This window comes from Pseudomonas sp. B8(2017) (assembly GCF_002113575.1).
In the GTDB taxonomy this organism is placed as follows: domain Bacteria; phylum Pseudomonadota; class Gammaproteobacteria; order Pseudomonadales; family Pseudomonadaceae; genus Aquipseudomonas; species Aquipseudomonas putida_Z.
Map to the genome: position 1 here is coordinate 1 of NZ_NEIO01000008.1, position 16,438 is coordinate 16,438.

At 64.6% G+C, this 16,438-nt stretch carries 12 protein-coding genes; 1 reads left to right on the forward strand and 11 read right to left on the reverse strand.

Going from position 1 to position 16,438, the window contains the following annotated elements; genetic code table 11:
- From CAG22_RS13825 to gloB, 11 genes are all read right to left on the reverse strand, one after another.
- On the reverse strand, window positions 1-204 hold a 204-nt coding region (locus CAG22_RS13825; protein WP_139833458.1), incomplete at its 3' end, for a hypothetical protein.
- A gap of 2 nt (window positions 205-206) precedes the next feature.
- A complete protein-coding gene (locus tag CAG22_RS13830) occupies window positions 207-1,160 on the reverse strand; it encodes a hypothetical protein (protein WP_085705614.1) in 954 nt (317 codons plus the stop codon).
- A gap of 122 nt (window positions 1,161-1,282) precedes the next feature.
- Entirely contained in the window at window positions 1,283-2,188 is a 906-nt protein-coding gene (locus CAG22_RS13835) for a LysR family transcriptional regulator (RefSeq protein WP_025339945.1), read from the reverse strand.
- A 74-nt stretch (window positions 2,189-2,262) separates the two neighbouring features.
- A complete protein-coding gene (locus CAG22_RS13840; RefSeq protein ID WP_085705615.1) occupies window positions 2,263-5,193 on the reverse strand; it encodes an aminotransferase in 2,931 nt (976 codons plus the stop codon).
- A gap of 481 nt (window positions 5,194-5,674) precedes the next feature.
- Window positions 5,675-7,285, reverse strand: a complete 1,611-nt coding sequence (locus CAG22_RS13845) for an ABC transporter ATP-binding protein (RefSeq protein ID WP_038409989.1) — start codon at window positions 7,283-7,285, stop codon at window positions 5,675-5,677.
- A gap of 1 nt (window position 7,286) precedes the next feature.
- Entirely contained in the window at window positions 7,287-8,306 is a 1,020-nt protein-coding gene (locus CAG22_RS13850; RefSeq protein ID WP_013973404.1) for an ABC transporter permease, read from the reverse strand.
- 1 nt (window position 8,307) lies between these two features.
- Window positions 8,308-9,381, reverse strand: a complete 1,074-nt coding sequence (locus tag CAG22_RS13855) for a microcin C ABC transporter permease YejB (RefSeq protein WP_009686399.1) — start codon at window positions 9,379-9,381, stop codon at window positions 8,308-8,310.
- A 1-nt stretch (window position 9,382) separates the two neighbouring features.
- Complete coding sequence (locus tag CAG22_RS13860; protein WP_085705616.1) at window positions 9,383-11,218, reverse strand: extracellular solute-binding protein; 1,836 nt, start codon at window positions 11,216-11,218, stop codon at window positions 9,383-9,385.
- Window positions 11,215-13,044 carry an extracellular solute-binding protein gene (locus CAG22_RS13865; RefSeq protein WP_218191907.1) on the reverse strand — a complete coding sequence of 610 codons (1,830 nt, stop codon included), beginning with the start codon at window positions 13,042-13,044 and terminating at the stop codon, window positions 11,215-11,217. The genes CAG22_RS13860 and CAG22_RS13865 overlap by 4 nt, the downstream gene beginning before the upstream one ends.
- Before the next feature lie 222 nt (window positions 13,045-13,266).
- Window positions 13,267-14,697, reverse strand: a complete 1,431-nt coding sequence (locus CAG22_RS13870; RefSeq protein ID WP_025339937.1) for a lytic transglycosylase domain-containing protein — start codon at window positions 14,695-14,697, stop codon at window positions 13,267-13,269.
- Window positions 14,698-14,797: 100 nt separating this feature from the next.
- Window positions 14,798-15,577, reverse strand: a complete 780-nt coding sequence (gene gloB, locus CAG22_RS13875; RefSeq protein ID WP_085705617.1) for a hydroxyacylglutathione hydrolase — start codon at window positions 15,575-15,577, stop codon at window positions 14,798-14,800.
- An 85-nt stretch (window positions 15,578-15,662) separates the two neighbouring features.
- On the opposite strand from gloB, the gene CAG22_RS13880 reads away from it, so the two are divergent.
- Entirely contained in the window at window positions 15,663-16,436 is a 774-nt protein-coding gene (locus CAG22_RS13880) for a class I SAM-dependent methyltransferase (protein ID WP_025339935.1), read from the forward strand.
- Window positions 16,437-16,438: the final 2 nt, after the last annotated feature.

Genomic DNA, 16,438 nt, shown 5'->3' on the forward strand with positions numbered 1-16,438 from the left:
GCGCAACTGGTCGGTGTGCATCGGGTGGAAGATGATTTCGCTATCGTCTGCCAGGCGATAGGGGCGCCCTGTATCCGGGCGCGGGGCGTAGGCCTCGCGCAGCAGCAGAATCGGCAGGCCGGAGCGTTCGCAGGCATTACAGGTGCCGTAGGTGTTGGGGATCTCTTCCTGCATGGCGATGTGGATGGCTTTGCTGATGCTCATGATTAACTCCTTGCCTTTGGCAGGCCGGCGACGATGTGCGACCAGGTGCAGTCGTCGTAGCTGGCGAAGCGGTCCGCCAGGCGCTGCTCGCCGGCCGCTGCCTTTTCCACCTCGTGCTGGATGGTCGGGTGCTGAAGGAGCAGTGGGTGGATCATGAGCATGTGCAGGCTCATGCACTGGATATCGGCGCGGTCGCGCAGGCCCTGCTTGAACGCCTTGAGGATCAGGTTCATGGCATGGGTGGGGGCGTTTTCCGGCAAGCCTGAGGAACCTGCGAAGTGCCAGGGTGCATGGGGATGCTGCACGGCACTCAGGCGATGCCAGGCGCCGAGCACTTGAATGATCTGTGGTGCGACGTGCTGGGTCGCCCTTACTGCCTCGGGGACGGCCAGTTCGCCAGCCATGGGTTCTCGCTCGAATACCTCGCAACTGCCACAACCATCGGGATGTAGCCAGCTGCGAACAGGCCCGAGGACTTCGCCTGCGTTTTTCAGGGTCGTGCGCAGCAGCGCCAGCCGCACGGGTTCGAACCAGGCGGTGATACCGTGCGGTTCTGGTTGACGCAGCACCTGACACTGCTGGCTGATGTGCTGGGCGATGAGGTCGGCGGGTTGATCGCTGGTCAGCCAGCCACACACGTAGTGCCAGGTAGCTGCCGATTCACGAGCGGCGCAGGTCGCGCTTAATGGGGCAAGGGCTGTGGGCGCATCGCCGGGTTTGGCGAGCCGCACCAGAGCTGGCCGGCACCCAGGATCCTGCACCAGCCCGCTGCAGTCGACGCGCGTTACGGCATCACTACCCAGCGCTTCGCTGAGGGCAGCGATGGCCAGCGGGTGCTCCGGTGGGCAGCCGGCGAATGGGTCCAGTAAAAGGTAGAAGGCCTCTTCTGGTTGGCGCTGCTGGTTGGCGAAGTGCTCGACCGACTGCACGTAGCCCTGCGCGGACTGGCTCGACATGAGAAGTTCCTTTTCTTCTTGATGGCGAGCAGAAACCTAACGAGGAATCAATGCCGCAGGTAGTTATTGGCTTCCTAACCAGTTGTAGGATTTTTCGCTTTCGGACGAGGCAGTCGTATTGCTCAGGACCTCGGGGATTCTGTTTCAAAGCATTGGCGCATCACGTCAAGGTAACGCCGGGCGCCCAGGCCCAACGGGCGCGACTTGACCCAGATGATGTCCACCCACAAGCGCAACCGGCTGGCCATGTTGTCGAAGCGCACCTCCGCCAGCGCGCCCGAAGCAATCAATGGCTCGACCAACGGCTGCGGCAGGTAGGCCCAACCGAGCCCCGATTGCACCAGGTCGAGCGTGGCCAGGTAGCTGTCGGTCAGCCAGATGCGCCGCGACAGCACCATGCGCGGGTCCGACCCGGTGGCCTTGCCCGAGGCCACGATGATCTGCCGTTGTTCGGCGAAAGCCTCTTCCGGCAACGGCATGCCGTTGTTCTGCCCGGCTGGATGGCGGGGGGAGGCGACGGCCACCAGCAATTGGCTGCCGGCCTCCAGGAATGACTCGCGCTCGTCGATGCCAGGCCGTTCGAAGACCAGTGCCAGTTGCACGCTGCCGTCATGCAGCAGGCGGATGGCTTCTGCCTGGGTGGCTGAGCGCACTTCGATTTCCAGGCTGGGAAATTCCTGGGCGAGGGTTTCCAGCGGCTGGCTCCAGCGGCCGGTCTGCAGTTCGGGGGCCATGGCGATGGTCAGGCGCTTTTCCAGCCCCTTGTGCAGTTGCAGGGCCTGGGCGTCGAGCAGGTTGAGCTGGCAGATCACCTGCCTGGCCTGGGGCTCCAGGGCCAGGGCGGCACTGGTGGGCAAGGCTTTGCGCGTGGCCCGGTCGAACAGCACCAGGTCCAGCTCCGCCTCCAGTTGGGCTATGGCCATGCTCACGGCCGAAGGCACACGCCCCAGCTTGCGCGCGGCGGCAGAGAACGAGCCTGCCTCCAGCACCGCGAGGAAGATTGCCAGGGAGTCGCTGGTAAAGGCCATTGTCAGTAAACCTGATGACGAGGAAGCGTTGTGGCCGAAAAGTATGAACACTCCTCGGCCAGCTTCGCAATGCTTTACAGGTCTTCGGTGAGCACCCGATCAATGCTGTCGACAAAGTAGTCCACGCTCGCCCGGGTGGTGCACATCGGCGGCTTGATCTTGAGGATGTTCAGGTAATCACCGGTCGGCTGCATGAAGATGCCCAGGTCACGCAGGCGGTTGCACAGGGCCATGGTTTCCTCGGTTGCCGGTTCCAGCGTTGCGCGATCGCGCACCAGTTCCAGCCCCAGGTAGAAGCCCGAACCATGCGCCGCACCGGCCAGCGGGTGCTTGTCCACCAGTGCCTGCAGGCGCGCCTTGAAATAGCGCCCGGTGTCGCGGGCGTTGTCCCACAGGCCTTCCTCCTGCATTACATCCAGCACCGCCATGCCGATGCGGCAACTGACCGGGCTGCCGCCGGCCGAGGAGAAGAAGTAGCCCTCGGCCTCCAGCGCTTCGGCGATCTCGCGGCGGGTGATGACTACGCCCAGTGGCTGGCCGTTGCCCATGCCCTTGGCCATGGTGATGATGTCGGGCACCACGCCCTGTTCCTCGAAGCCCCAGAAGTACTCGCCCAGGCGGCCATAGCCGACCTGCACTTCGTCGGCGATGCACACGCCGCCCCGGGCGCGGACCTTGGCATAGGCTTCGCGCAGGTAACCGGCCGGCAACGAAATACCACCGGCATTGCCGTACACCGGCTCGCAGATGATGCCCGCCAACTGGCGGCCACGGGCGTCGAGGTCGGCCAGCTTGGCGTCGACGTCGCGCAGGTAGTCGGTGGCGCTGTCGGCGCCACGGAAGCGGCCGCGGAAGGTGTTCGGCGCCTCGACCGGGTGCACCCAGTCCGGGCGGGTTTCCAGGGCCTGCGGGTTGTCGGCGATGGAAGTGGAAATGGCATCGGTGGCCACCGACCAGCCGTGGTAGGCCTCCAGCACGCTGAGCAGGTCGCGCCCGCCGCTGTAGGCCCAGGCCAGGCGAATCGCCAGGTCGTTGGCTTCGGTGCCGCTGTTGACCATGAACACCCGGTCGAAGCCTTCGGGTGCCAACTCCAGCAGGCGTTCGGAGAACTCGGTGATGGCCGCGTAGTGGAAGCGCGAGTTGGTGTTCAGCAGCGACCACTGCCGTGCCGACTCGGCGACCATGCGCGGGTGGCCGTGGCCCAATACAGCAACGTTGTTGAGCATGTCCAGGTACGAGCGGCCCTGCATGTCGATCAGGTAGTTGCGCCAGCCGCGTTCGATGTGAGGCGGTTGCGCGTAGTAGTGCTTCTGCGAGCGGGCGAAGCTGGCATCGCGGCGGGCCAGCAGGGCCTGTGGGTCGGGCAGCGGCTCGGCATTGCAGTCGAAGCCCAGCAACGCAGCTGGTGACGGGCACAGGGCCAGCCAGGCGGCCGCCTGGGATGGGGTGGCGAAGAACGGCGGCTGGAGGCCGCTATCCAGGCACAGCTGCACGCTGAGGAAGCCACAACTGCTGCCCAGCGGCTGGCCTTTTTCCACGGCCTGGCCATCTGCAGGCGCGTCTTCCAGGCCTTGCAGCCACAACGCCCAGTGCGCGCTGCGCAGACAGCCACGGCCGTCGCCATGGCGCTGCCAGGTGCCGGCATCTGGCGCTTGCACCAGGCTGCCGTTGGGTACATGCAGCTCGACGCCCAGGGCACAGGTGGCGGGCTCTTCGGGGCGGTCGATATGGGTTTGCGACAGGCGATACTGCCCGTGCAGGCTGCTGGCCGGGGCCGGTTGCGTGGTCAGCAGGTGCTGGTCGAAGCCTGGTTGCTCCCAGTTGCCCGCCTCGCAATGCCCGCTGAGCACGCCCAGGTCGACGCGCGTCACTACCTGCCCATCCAGTTCCGGCAGCAGGGGGGCGCAGCCGCTCAGGTCCGGCGTGGCAGGCTGCAGGCCCGCAGCCTGCAGGATGGCCGCTTCCATCAACGCGAAAGGTACGGCGGTGGCAGTGTCGAAGATTTCCCATTCATGGGCGATGTTGTCGCGGGTGTACTGGTTGCCGGGGTCGACGGCGAGCTGTTGCTCGCTGCTCAGCACCAGCACGGCGGCGCGGTTGAGCACCAGTGGCCACAGCGCCCGCAGTTCGGCTTCGCTCAGAGGGTTGAGCGCCTGGTAGGCACGCACGGCCGGCAGGATGCGCAGCGGGTCGCCCTCGGCATGGTGCAGCAGCGCCGCGCAGGTCACCGACAGGTCGGCGATGCGCCAGGTGCGCAACAGGTCACCGAAATCGATCACCCCTTGCAGCTGCCACTGGCGCTCGCCATCGCGGGCCCAGACGGCGTTGTCGTCGGTGATGTCCAGGTGCACGGCCTGGCTTGGCAGCTGGTCGACCAGCGGCGCCAGGTGCTCGGCGGCCAGCTGGGTGGCCTGCTCGATGCGGGCGCGTTGCTCGGCGTTGCCCAGCACGGGCAGCAGGTGCTGGATCAGTGGCTGAGCATGTTGCGGGTCCCATTGCAGGGTGCGCGCCAGGCCCGGGTGGTCGAAAGTGGCCAAGGCCTTGTCCAGCCGCGCGCAGAGCCCGCCGAGTTCGGCCATCAGGCGTGGTTCCATGTGCTTGAGGCGGGTCAGTGGCTGGCCGTCGATGTAGTCGAGCAGGCGCATGCGCAGGGGTTGCCCGTCTATTTCCAGCGCCAGCAGCATCTGGCCATCGCTGGTCGGGCGCACGGCGGGCACTGGCAAGCCCTGTTCGCGCAGGTAGGCCAGGGCCGCGTGCTGGGCCTCGAGCTCCCGCTGGGCGTAGCTGCCGTGGCAGGCCTTGAGCACGAAACGGCCTTGTGGTGCGTCTACACGGAAGTTCAGGTCTTGTTGGCTGCCCAGTGCCGAGAGGTTGCCGGCAATGCCGTAGTGCGTTTGCAGCACGGCATGTGCCTGGGCTTCGCCGAGCGCAGGGCTGGGCAGGCCGGAGCGCTGGATCAGCGTGGTCAGGGCAGGGGAGGCGGGCTGGTGTTGTGGGCTGGACATGGGGCTCTACCGTTGCTGCTGGGGTTGACGGTGGAGAATTTATGCCCGATCTGGCTGATGATGGAAGACGATTGTTGTCAGAAAATTTGATAATTGGATTCGCTGCCCGGAGCTGTGTATGCCGTGTTCGCCTTGGTAGACGTGGTTTTGCTGACAGTGAAGTGGGTGTCTTCTGTGGTCATTCTTGAATCCCCTGAAAACTCTCGACTGCCTGGACCGGCCTCTTCGCGGGCACGCCCGCGAAAGGGCCGGCCCTGGCGACATATTAATCAGCCTTGGTGCAAGTCTTGGGTTCGGCGAGGATTGGGAAATGGCCTACAAGGAAGGGGATAAGTCTGTTTTTCGCCTCGCCGAAAGCGGGCCGCTTTGCGGCCCATCGCCGGCAAGCCAGCTCCCACAGGGATAGCGCATGGCTTGAAGCCGGCGCGGTCGGGGTGGGAGCTGGCTTGCCGGCGATGGGCTGCGCAGCAGCCCCCAAAAGCTAACTAGCCGCATCCACTTCCAGAAACGCCGCCTCCAGCAACTGTCGGGTATACGGATGCTGCGGCGCATGGAAGATCGCCTGCGCATCCCCTTGTTCCACCACATGCCCATGCTTGATCACCATCAACTGGTGGCTCAACGCCTTGACCACCGCCAGGTCATGGCTGATGAACAGGTAGGTCAGGTTGTATTTCTGCTGCAGATTGCGCAGCAACTCCACCACTTGCCGCTGCACCGTGCGGTCCAGCGCCGAGGTAGGTTCATCCAGCAGGATCAGCGCCGGCTTCAATACCAACGCCCGGGCAATGGCAATGCGCTGGCGCTGCCCACCGGAAAACTCATGCGGATAGCGATGCCGCGTGCGTGGGTCCAGCCCCACTTCCTCCAGGGCCGCAATAATCGCCGCTTCCTGTTCCTGCGCCGTGCCGATGCGATGGATGCGCAACCCTTCGCCGACAATGTCCTCCACGCACATGCGCGGGCTCAGGCTGCCGAACGGGTCCTGGAACACCACCTGCATTTCCCGGCGCAACGGGCGCACGGCCTTCTGGTTCAGCCCTTCCAGATCCTGCCCATGAAAGCGAATGCCGCCCTGGCTGGAGATCAGGCGCAAGATCGCCAAACCCAAAGTCGACTTGCCCGACCCGGACTCGCCGACAATCCCCAGCGTCTGCCCTTGCGGCAAGCTGAAGTTGATCCCGTCCACAGCCTTCACATGGTCGACCGTGCGCCGCAGCAGCCCCTTCTTGATCGGGAACCACACCTTGAGGTCATCCACCTCCAGCAATGGCGCGCCCACCGGGTTGTGCGCCGGCAGCCCGCTGGGCTCGGCATTGATCAGCATCTGCGTGTAGTGGTGCTGCGGTGCGCTGAACAGCCTGGCGCATTCGGCCTGTTCGACAATCTGCCCGTGCTGCATCACGCACACACGGTGGGCGATGCGCCGCACCAGGTTCAGGTCATGGCTGATCAGCAGCAGGGCCATGCCCAGACGCGCCTGCAGTTCCTTGAGCAGTTCGAGAATCTTCAACTGCACGGTCACGTCCAGCGCCGTGGTCGGCTCATCCGCAATCAGCAGTTCCGGCTCGTTGGCCAGGGCCATGGCGATCATCACCCGCTGGCGCTGCCCGCCAGACAATTCGTGGGGCAGGGCCTTCAGGCGCTTGCGTGGCTCGGGAATGCCGACCATCTCCAACAGCTCCAGGGTGCGCGCCGTGGCCTCCTTGCCGGTCAGGCCCTTGTGCAGCAGGAGGATTTCGTTGATCTGCTTCTCGATGCAGTGCAACGGGTTCAGCGAGGTCATCGGCTCCTGGAAGATCATTGCAATGCGGTTGCCGCGAATGCGCTGCATGGTCTTCTCGTTCTGCTGCAGCAGGTCCTTGCCCTCGTAGCGGATGCTGCCGCTGGGGTGGCGGGCCAGGGGGTAGGGCAGCAGGCGCAGGAGCGAGTGCGCGGTAACCGATTTGCCCGAGCCACTCTCGCCCACCAGTGCCAGCGTCTCACCCTTGCGGATGTCGAAGCTGATGCCGTTCACAACGCGGTGGGCCTGGTCACCGGTGACGAACTCCACCGCCAGGTCGCGCACTTCGATCAGGTTCTGTTCACTCATGTCACTTCCTCGGGTCGAAGGCATCGCGGGCGGATTCGCCGATGAACACCAGCAGGCTCAGCATCAGCGCCAGCACGGCGAAGGCGCTGATGCCCAGCCATGGGGCCTGCAGGTTGGACTTGCCCTGGGCCACCAGTTCGCCCAGCGATGGTGCGCCCGGCGGCAGGCCGAAGCCGAGGAAGTCCAGGGCGGTGAGGGTGCCGATGGCGCCGGTGAGAATGAACGGCATGAAGGTCATGGTCGAGATCATGGCGTTCGGCAGGATGTGCCGGTACATGATCGCGCCGTTGCGCATCCCCAAAGCGCGGGCTGCGCGCACGTATTCCAGGTTGCGCCCGCGCAGGAACTCGGCGCGCACCACGTCCACCAGGCTCATCCACGAGAACAGCAGCATGATGCCCAGCAGCCACCAGAAGTTGGGCTGCACGAAGCTGGCGAGGATGATCAGCAGGTACAGCACCGGCAGGCCCGACCAGACTTCCAGGAAGCGTTGCCCGGCCAGGTCGACCCAGCCGCCATAGAAGCCCTGCAAGGCGCCGGCGATCACACCGACGATGGAACTGAGCAGGGTCAGCGTCAGGGCGAACAGCACCGAAATGCGGAAGCCGTAGATCACCCGCGCCAGCACGTCGCGGCCCTGGTCGTCGGTACCCAGCCAGTTGTCCGCCGACGGTGGGGCCGGGGCGGGTACGCGCAAGTCGTAGTTGATGCTCTGGTAGCTGAACGGGATCGGTGCCCACAGCACGAAGCTGTCTTTCTTCTCCAGCAGTTCGCGGATGTACGGGCTCTTGTAGTTGGCTTCCAGCGGGAATTCGCCGCCAAAGGTGGTTTCCGGGTAGCGCTTGAACGCCGGGAAGTACCATTCGCCGTCGTAGCGCACGGCAATCGGCTTGTCGTTGGCGATCAGCTCGGCGCCCAGGCTCAGGCCGAACAGGATCAGGAACAGCCACAGCGACCACCAGCCACGGCGGTTGGCCTTGAAGCGCTCGAAGCGCCTGCGGTTGAGGGGGGACAATGCCATGTCAGTGCTCCCGGCTGGCGAAGTCGATGCGTGGATCGACCAGGGTGTAGGTCAGGTCGCCGATCAGTTTCACCACCAGCCCCAGCAGGGTGAAGATGAACAGCGTGCCGAAGACCACCGGGTAGTCACGGTTGATGGCTGCCTCGAAACTCATCAGGCCGAGGCCGTCGAGACTGAAGATCACTTCGATCAGCAAGGAACCGGTGAAGAAGATGCCGATGAACGCCGAAGGGAAACCGGCAATCACCAGCAGCATGGCGTTGCGGAACACATGGCCGTACAGCACCCGTGGCCGGCTCAGGCCCTTGGCTTTGGCGGTGACCACGTATTGCTTGTTGATCTCGTCAAGGAAGCTGTTCTTGGTCAACAAGGTCATGGTGGCGAAGTTGCCGATGACCAGCGCGGTGATCGGCAGCACCAGGTGCCAGAAGTAGTCCAGCACCTTGCCGGTGGTGCTCAGCTCGTCGAAGTTGTTGGAGGTGAGGCCGCGCAGCGGGAACCAGTCGAAGTAGCTGCCGCCGGCGAACAGCACGATCAGCAGGATGGCGAACAGGAACGCCGGGATGGCGTAGCCGACGATGATCGCCGAACTGGTCCACACGTCGAAATGGCTGCCGTGGCGCACGGCCTTGGCAATGCCCAGCGGGATCGACACCAGGTACATGATCAGCGTGCTCCACAGCCCCAGCGAAATCGACACCGGCATCTTCTCGATGATCAGGTCGATGACCTTGGCATCGCGGAAGAAACTGTCGCCGAAGTCCAGCCGGGCGTAGTTCTTGATCATGATCCACAAGCGCTCGGGCGGCGACTTGTCGAAGCCGTACATGCGTTCGATCTCGGCGATCAGTGCCGGGTCCAGGCCTTGGGCGCCACGGTAGTTGGAGCCGGCCACGGACACTTCGGCACCGCCACCGGCAATGCGGCTGGTGGCGCCTTCGAAACCTTCGAGCTTGGCGATCATCTGCTCGACCGGGCCGCCGGGGGCGGCCTGGACGATGATGAAGTTGATGATCAGGATGCCGAACAGGGTCGGGATGATCAGCAGCAGGCGGCGCAGGATGTAGGCCAGCATGTTATTCGGCCTCGTCCGCAGTGGTTTCGCTGACGGCCGGGGTTACGCCGGGCTTGATCCACCAGGTGTCGATGCCGATGTCGTACTTGGGCGATACGTCCGGGTGGCCGATATGGTTCCAGTAGGCCACGCGCCAGGTCTTGATGTGCCAGTTGGGGATCACGTAGTAGCCCCACAGCAGTACGCGGTCGAGGGCCCGGCAGTGGTCGATCAGGCTCTGCCGCGAATCGGCATTGATCAGCTGTTCCACCAGCTGGTCGATGGCCGGGTCGCGCAGGCCGATGAAGTTGCGGCTGCCGGGGTTGTCGGCGGCGGCACTGGACCAGAACTCGCGCTGCTCGTTGCCCGGCGAGTTGGACTGCGGGTAGCCACCGACGATCATGTCGTAGTCGCGCGAGCGCAGGCGGGTGATGTACTGGGACACGTCGACCCGGCGGATGTTCAGGTCGATGCCGAGGTCGGCGAGGTTGCGCTTGAACGGCAGCAGGATGCGTTCGAACTCGGTCTGTGCCAGCAGGAACTCGATGCTCACCGGCTTGCCCTGGGCGTCGACCATCTTGTCGTCGACGATTTTCCAGCCGGCTTCCTGCAGCAGCTTGTAGGCCTGGCGCTGCTGTTCGCGGATCATGCCGCTGCCGTCGCTGACCGGGTTGTGGAAGGCTTCGCTGAATACCTGCTCGGGGACCTTGCCGCGCAGCGGTTCGAGGATTTTCAGTTCGCTGGGGCCGGGCAGGCCGCGGGCGGCCATTTCCGAGTTTTCGAAGTAGCTGCCGGTGCGGGTGTAGGCGCCGTTGAACAGCTGCTTGTTGGTCCACTCGTAGTCCAGCAGCAGGCTCAGCGCCTGGCGCACGCGCACGTCCTGGAACACCGGGCGGCGGATGTTGAAGATGAAGCCCTGCATGCCGGTGGGGTTGCCGTTGGGCAACTCTTCCTTGATCAGGCGGCCATCGCGCACGGCGGGTACGTTGTAGGCGGTGGCCCAGTTCTTCGCGCTGACTTCCAGCGCATAGTCGAACGCCCCGGCCTTGAGTGCTTCCAGGGCGACGGTGGTGTCGCGGTAGGAATCGAAGGTCATGACGTCGAAGTTGTAGAAGCCGCGGTTGATCGGCAGGTCCTTGGCCCAGTAGTCCTTGACCCGCTCGTAGCGCACCGAGCGCCCGGCCTTGACCTCGGCGACCTTGTACGGGCCGCTGCCCAGCGGGATTTCCAGGTTGCCGCGGTTGAAATCGCGGCTTTCGTACCAGTGCTTGGGCAATACCGGCAGTTGGCCGAGAATCAGCGGCAGCTCGCGGTTGTTCTTGTGCTTGAAGGTGAACAGCACCGTCAGCGGGTCTTCGGCGACCACTTCGGCGACGTCGGCATAGTACTGGCGGTACAGCGGCGCGCCGTCCTTGATCAGGGCATTGAAGGTGAACACCACGTCGTCGGCGCGCATCGGGTGGCCGTCGTGGAAGCGTGCCTCGGGGCGCAGGTAGAAACGCACCCAGCTGTTGTCCGGGGCCTTTTCGATCTTGCCGGCCACCAGGCCGTACTCGGTGAACGGCTCGTCCTGGCTCTGGCGCATCAGGGTGTCGTAGATGCTGCCGATGTTCTCGGCCGGCACGCCCTTGTTGATGAACGGGTTGAGGCTGTCGAAACCGCCGAAGCTGGACTGGCGGAAGGTGCCACCCTTGGGTGCGTCAGGGTTGACGTAGGCGAAGTGCTTGAAGTCGGCGGGGTACTTGGGTGGCTCGTCGTACAGGGTGAGCGCATGCTGCGGTGCGGCCAGGGCGGGAAGGCTCAGGCAGGCAAGCAACAGGCTGCCGGCCAGCCGGCGCAGTCGGTGCGTTGGCGTCATTGGGCTTTCTCCGAAGTCTTGATCCACCAGCTGTTCAGCCCAAGGGTGTAGGGCGGCGTGGTGACGAAGGCGAACCGGTTGCGGTAGGCCAGGCGATGATTGTCGAGGTACCAGTTGGGGATCATGTAGTACTGCCATGAGAGCACGCGGTCCAGGGCGCGGGCGGCGGCGACCTGGTCATCGCGGGTACGGGCGGCGAGCAGGGTGTCGAGCAGATGGTCGACCACCGGGTCCTTGACCCCAGCATAGTTCTTGCTGCCCTTGGTGGTTGCCTGGCTGGAGTGGAAGTACAGCCACTGTTCGAGGCCCGGGCTCAGGGTCTGGTTCAGGGTCATCAGAATCATGTCGAAATCGAACTGGTCCAGGCGTTGTTTGTACTGGGCGCGGTCCACGGTACGCAAGCGCGCATCGATGCCGATGCTGGCCAGGTTTTCGACATACGGTTGCAGGATGCGTTCAAGGTTGGGGTTTACCAGCAGCAGCTCCATGCGCAGCTGCTGGCCCTTGCTGTCGACCAGGCGCTGGCCGTTCAGCTTCCAACCGGCCTCGGCGAGCAGGCCGAGGGCCTGGCGCAGGGTCTGGCGGCTGATGCCGCGGCCATCGGTCTGGCTGACCTTGTAGGGTTCGCTGAACAAGCTGGCCGGCAACTGGTCACGGAACGGCGCCAGCAGCAGCCACTCCTTGCCGGTGGGCAGGCCGGTAGCGGCGAATTCGCTGTTGGGGTAGTAGCTGGTCGAGCGGCGGTAGGCGCCGCTGAACAGGGCGCGGTTGGTCCACTCGAAGTCGAGCATCAGCCCCAGCGCCTGGCGTACCCGTGGGTCACTGAAGGTGGCCCGGCGGCTGTTCATGAACAGGCCCTGGGTTTGCGTGGGGATGCGGTGCGGGATCTGCGCCTTGATTACCTCGCCCCGGCGCACGGCCGGGAAGTTGTAGCCGTTGGCCCAGTTCTTCGCCTGGTGCTCGATATAGATGTCGAACTCGCCGGCCTTGAACGCTTCGAAGGCAACCGTGGCGTCGCGGTAGAACTCGTATTCCACGCGGTTGAAGTTGTATTTGCCACGGTTTACCGCCAGGTCCTTGCCCCAGTAGTTCTTCACCCGTTCGAACACCAGCCGGCGCCCAGGCTGGACCTGGGTGATGCGGTAGGGGCCGCTGCCCAGCGGGGGCTCGAAGGTGGTGGCCTTGAAGTCGCGCTTTTGCCAGTAGTGCTTGGGCAGCACCGGCATTTCGCCCAGGCGCAGGATCAGCAGCGGGTTGCCGGCGCGCTTGAACACGAAGCGGATGCGCAGCGGGCCGAGGATGTCCACCCGCTGCACTTCCTGCAGGTTGGTGCGGTAGATCGGGTGGCCATCCTTGAGCAGCGTGCGATAGGAGAAGGCCACGTCTGCCGAGGTGATCGGCTTGCCGTCATGCCAGTGGGCTTCCGGGCGCAGGTTGAACACCACCCAGCTGCGGTCCTCGCTGTACTCCACCGAGCGGGCGATCAGGCCGTAGCTGGAGGTCGGCTCGTCGCCGGACGGGTCGTACTGGCCGGTGCCGACCATCAGCGGCTCGTTCAGCTCGCTGATGCCGTATTGCTGGAAATTGGGCGTGGTAATCGGGCTCGACCCCTTGAAGGTGTAGGGGTTGAGGGTGTCGAAGGTACCGAAAGCCATGGCCCGCAAGGTGCCGCCCTTGGGCGCTTGCGGGTTGACCCAGTCGAAATGGGTGAATGTGGCTGGGTACTTGAGCGTGCCGAACTGCGCGTATCCGTGGCTTTCGCTCACCATCGCGGCTGCGGGAAAGCTCAAGGCCAGGCTGAGTGACAGCAGGAGGGGACGTATCAAGTCGGCATCCGATCCAGAGGCGTTGGGCTTTGATCGGGGTACAGTAACAGCTTGGTGGGGTTGGAAAAAGAGAGGGGGCAGGGGTTTTCCAGTGGGTATTTCTCAGGCCCATTCGCGGGCACGCCCGCTCCCACAGGTACAACACCGGCCTTGATGGCGGTGAAAAACCTGTGGGAGCGGGCGTGCCCGCGAATGGGCTGCAAAGCAGCCCCTGTAACTATATCAATGCGAGAGGTAGACGGTGAGGGTCTGGCCTGGCTTCAGGGCATGGCCGCTGCGCGGGTTCCAGCGTTTGAGGTGCTTCATTTCCACGTTGAAGCGCTTGGCCACCAGGTACAGCGAATCGCCTTTGCGTACCTTGTACTGCGTGGAGCGTTGCCCGGAGGCGGCTACCCGATTGCCAGCAGCACTCGGCGCGCTGCCTCCGCGCAGGGCCAGAACCTGGCCAGCGCGCACGCTGTTGCCGGAGAGGCGGTTCCAGCGCTTGATGTCCTTGACCGAAACGCGGTTGGCCTTGGCGATGGCGCCCAGGTTGTCGCCGCGCTTGACCCGGTAGCTGCGCGCCGCCACCGGGGCTTTGGCTTCGGCCACGGCGCGGGCGAACACCGCCTTGTTCGGCTGCAGGCTGACCAGCTGCTCGGGCTTGAGGTTGGACAGGCTGTCGCTCAGCAGCTGCGCCTTGGCGGTGGGTACCAGCAGCTGCTGCGGGCCATCCACGGTCATGCGCTTCTTGAATGCCGGGTTGAGCTGGATCAGCTCGTCTTCGTCGATGTTGGCGAAGGCCGCTACCCGCGACAGGTCGAGGCGGTCGTTGATGGCCACCGCCTCGAAGTAGGGTTCGTTGGCGATCGGGTTCAGGTTCACGCCATAGGCTTCCGGCGTGAGTACCACCTGCGACAGGGCCAGCAGCTTGGGCACGTAGTCGCGGGTTTCCTGCGGCAGCGGCAGGTTCCAGTAGTCGGTGGGCAGGCCGAGCCGTTCGTTGCGCTCGATGGCGCGGCTGACCGTGCCTTCGCCGGCGTTGTAGGCAGCCAGGGCCAGCAGCCAGTCGCCGTTGAACATGTCGTGCAGGCGGCTGAGGTAGTCCAGCGCGGCGTTGGTCGAGGCGGTCACGTCGCGACGGCCATCGTAGAAGTTGGTCTGGCGCAGGTTGAAGTGGCGGCCGGTGGACGGAATGAACTGCCACATCCCCGCAGCATGGGCGCGCGAATAGGCCATCGGGTTGTAGGCGCTCTCGATGGCTGGCAGCAGGGCCAGCTCCAGCGGCATGTCGCGTTCTTCGAGGCGCTCGACGATGTAGTGCAGGTAGAGGCTGCCACGCTCGCCGGCGCTTTCGATGTAGCTTGGGTTGCTGGCGAACCACAGGCGCTGCTGCTCGATGCGCGGGTTGACGTCGATGTTGTCCTGCAGGGCAAAGCCCTGGCGCATGCGTTCCCACACGTCCTGTGGTGCCTGCTCGGCCGGCTTGACCAGCAGCGGTGAAGGCTTGTGCTTGATCCGCGCCTGGTAGTTGTGCGCGCGAACGCTATCGGATTCGTCGAGCTGACGGGTGCTCTGGCAGCCCACCAAAGTGGCGGCCAGGGCCAGCGCACTGATTTGGGCCAGGCGCGTCAGGGCGACGGAATGAGAGGTTCTGCGGCTACGGGAAGACATCGGCTGACACAGGTTTCCGGGCGAAAAATTTCGGCGATTCTAGAAACCGCTCCGGGCCTGGTCAACCTTTGACCATCGCTTGCGATATATCTTGAGGTTATCAGAAGGTGTCCTTCCAAGACCTCAAGGCAGCAAAAACAGCGACATGCGAGGGGTTTGAATGTCCCTTCCATTCGTCTGCTTTTTGTTTAACTAATGTTTCAGAGGTGCGCAGGAAGGGGTTGGTCAGGCGCTCCAAACCGATCGTTGATGGCAATGTGATGCGATTTTCGGCACGCAAACGGGTAACGTCCTCGAACCGCTGCTGAACGTGCAGGTTCTCGGGTTCCACCGCCTTGGCGAAACGCAGGTTGCTCAGGGTGTATTCGTGGGCGCAGTACACCTCGGTCTGCTCTGGCAGGGCTGCCAGGCGGGCGAGGGCAGGCTGCATCTGTTCGGGGGTACCTTCGAACATGCGCCCGCAACCGGCGGCGAACAGCGTGTCGCCACTGAACAGCACCGGCGTTGCCGGCTGGTCGCTGAACAAGGCGATATGCCCCAGGGTATGGCCGGGCACGGCCAGCACCTGGAAGGTCACGCCCAGCACGGTCACCTGGTCACCTTCGTCCAGCGCCAGGTCACGGCAGGGAATGCGCTCGTGGGCCGGGCCGCAGACCCGGGCGCCGGTCAGTTGCTTGAGCCGTTCCACGCCGCCGACGTGGTCGTTGTGGTGGTGGGTGACCAGGATGTCACTCAGTACCCAGCCGGGGTTGGCCGACAGCCAGCGTTCCACTGGGCCGGCGTCACCCGGATCGACCACCGCGCAGCGGCGTTTGGCAGTATCCTGTAACAACCAGATGTAGTTGTCGGAGAAAGCGGGGAGAGCATCGATCTGTATCATGGTGCGGATCCGATTCGCCTAGCGTGGCACATGAAGGCATCTTATCCGCGATGGCGCGGTGCGAGAACCTTCGAGGGAGAGCGCAATGACCGACCAAGCCTTTGCCCAGGCCGACCCGGACTGGGTCAAGCTGATCAGCCTGGCCCGTGAGTGGTTCAACGGCCCACTCGGCCAACTGATGCTCAAGGAGGAGGAAAAACTGCTGGAAGAAGAGCTCGGGCGCTTCTTCGGGGGTTACCTTGTGCACTACGGGCCCTGCGCCGAGCCACCGCCCAGCGCGCCCCAGGTGCAGCGCAACGTGCGCCTCGGCGCGCCGCTGCCGGGGGTGGAGATTGTCTGCGAGGAGCAGGCCTGGCCGCTGAGCGAGCACGCCGCCGACGTGGTGGTGCTGCAGCATGGCCTGGATTTCTGCCTTTCGCCCCACGGCCTGCTGCGCGAGGCGGCCAGCGCGGTGCGCCCTGGCGGGCACCTGCTGATCGTCGGGATCAACCCCTGGAGCAGCTGGGGCATGCGCCATTTCTTCAGCCACGGCGCCTTGCGCAAGGCCCGTTGCATCTCGCCGTCGCGGGTGGGCGACTGGCTCAACCTGCTGGGCTTCGCGCTGGAGAAACGCCGCTTCGGGTGCTATCGTCCGCCGCTTGCCTCACCGGCCTGGCAGCAACGCCTGGCGGGCTGGGAACGGGTGGCCGGCGGCTGGCAGAGCTCCGGTGGCGGGGTATACCTGCTGGTAGCGCGCAAGATGGTGGTGGGCCTGCGGCCGTTGCGCCAGGAGCGTCGCGAGCCGATGGGCAAGCTGCTGCCGCTGCCACTGGCCAAGGTCAACCGCACGGCGGCCAACCCGGATACTGAAAAGCACTGAAC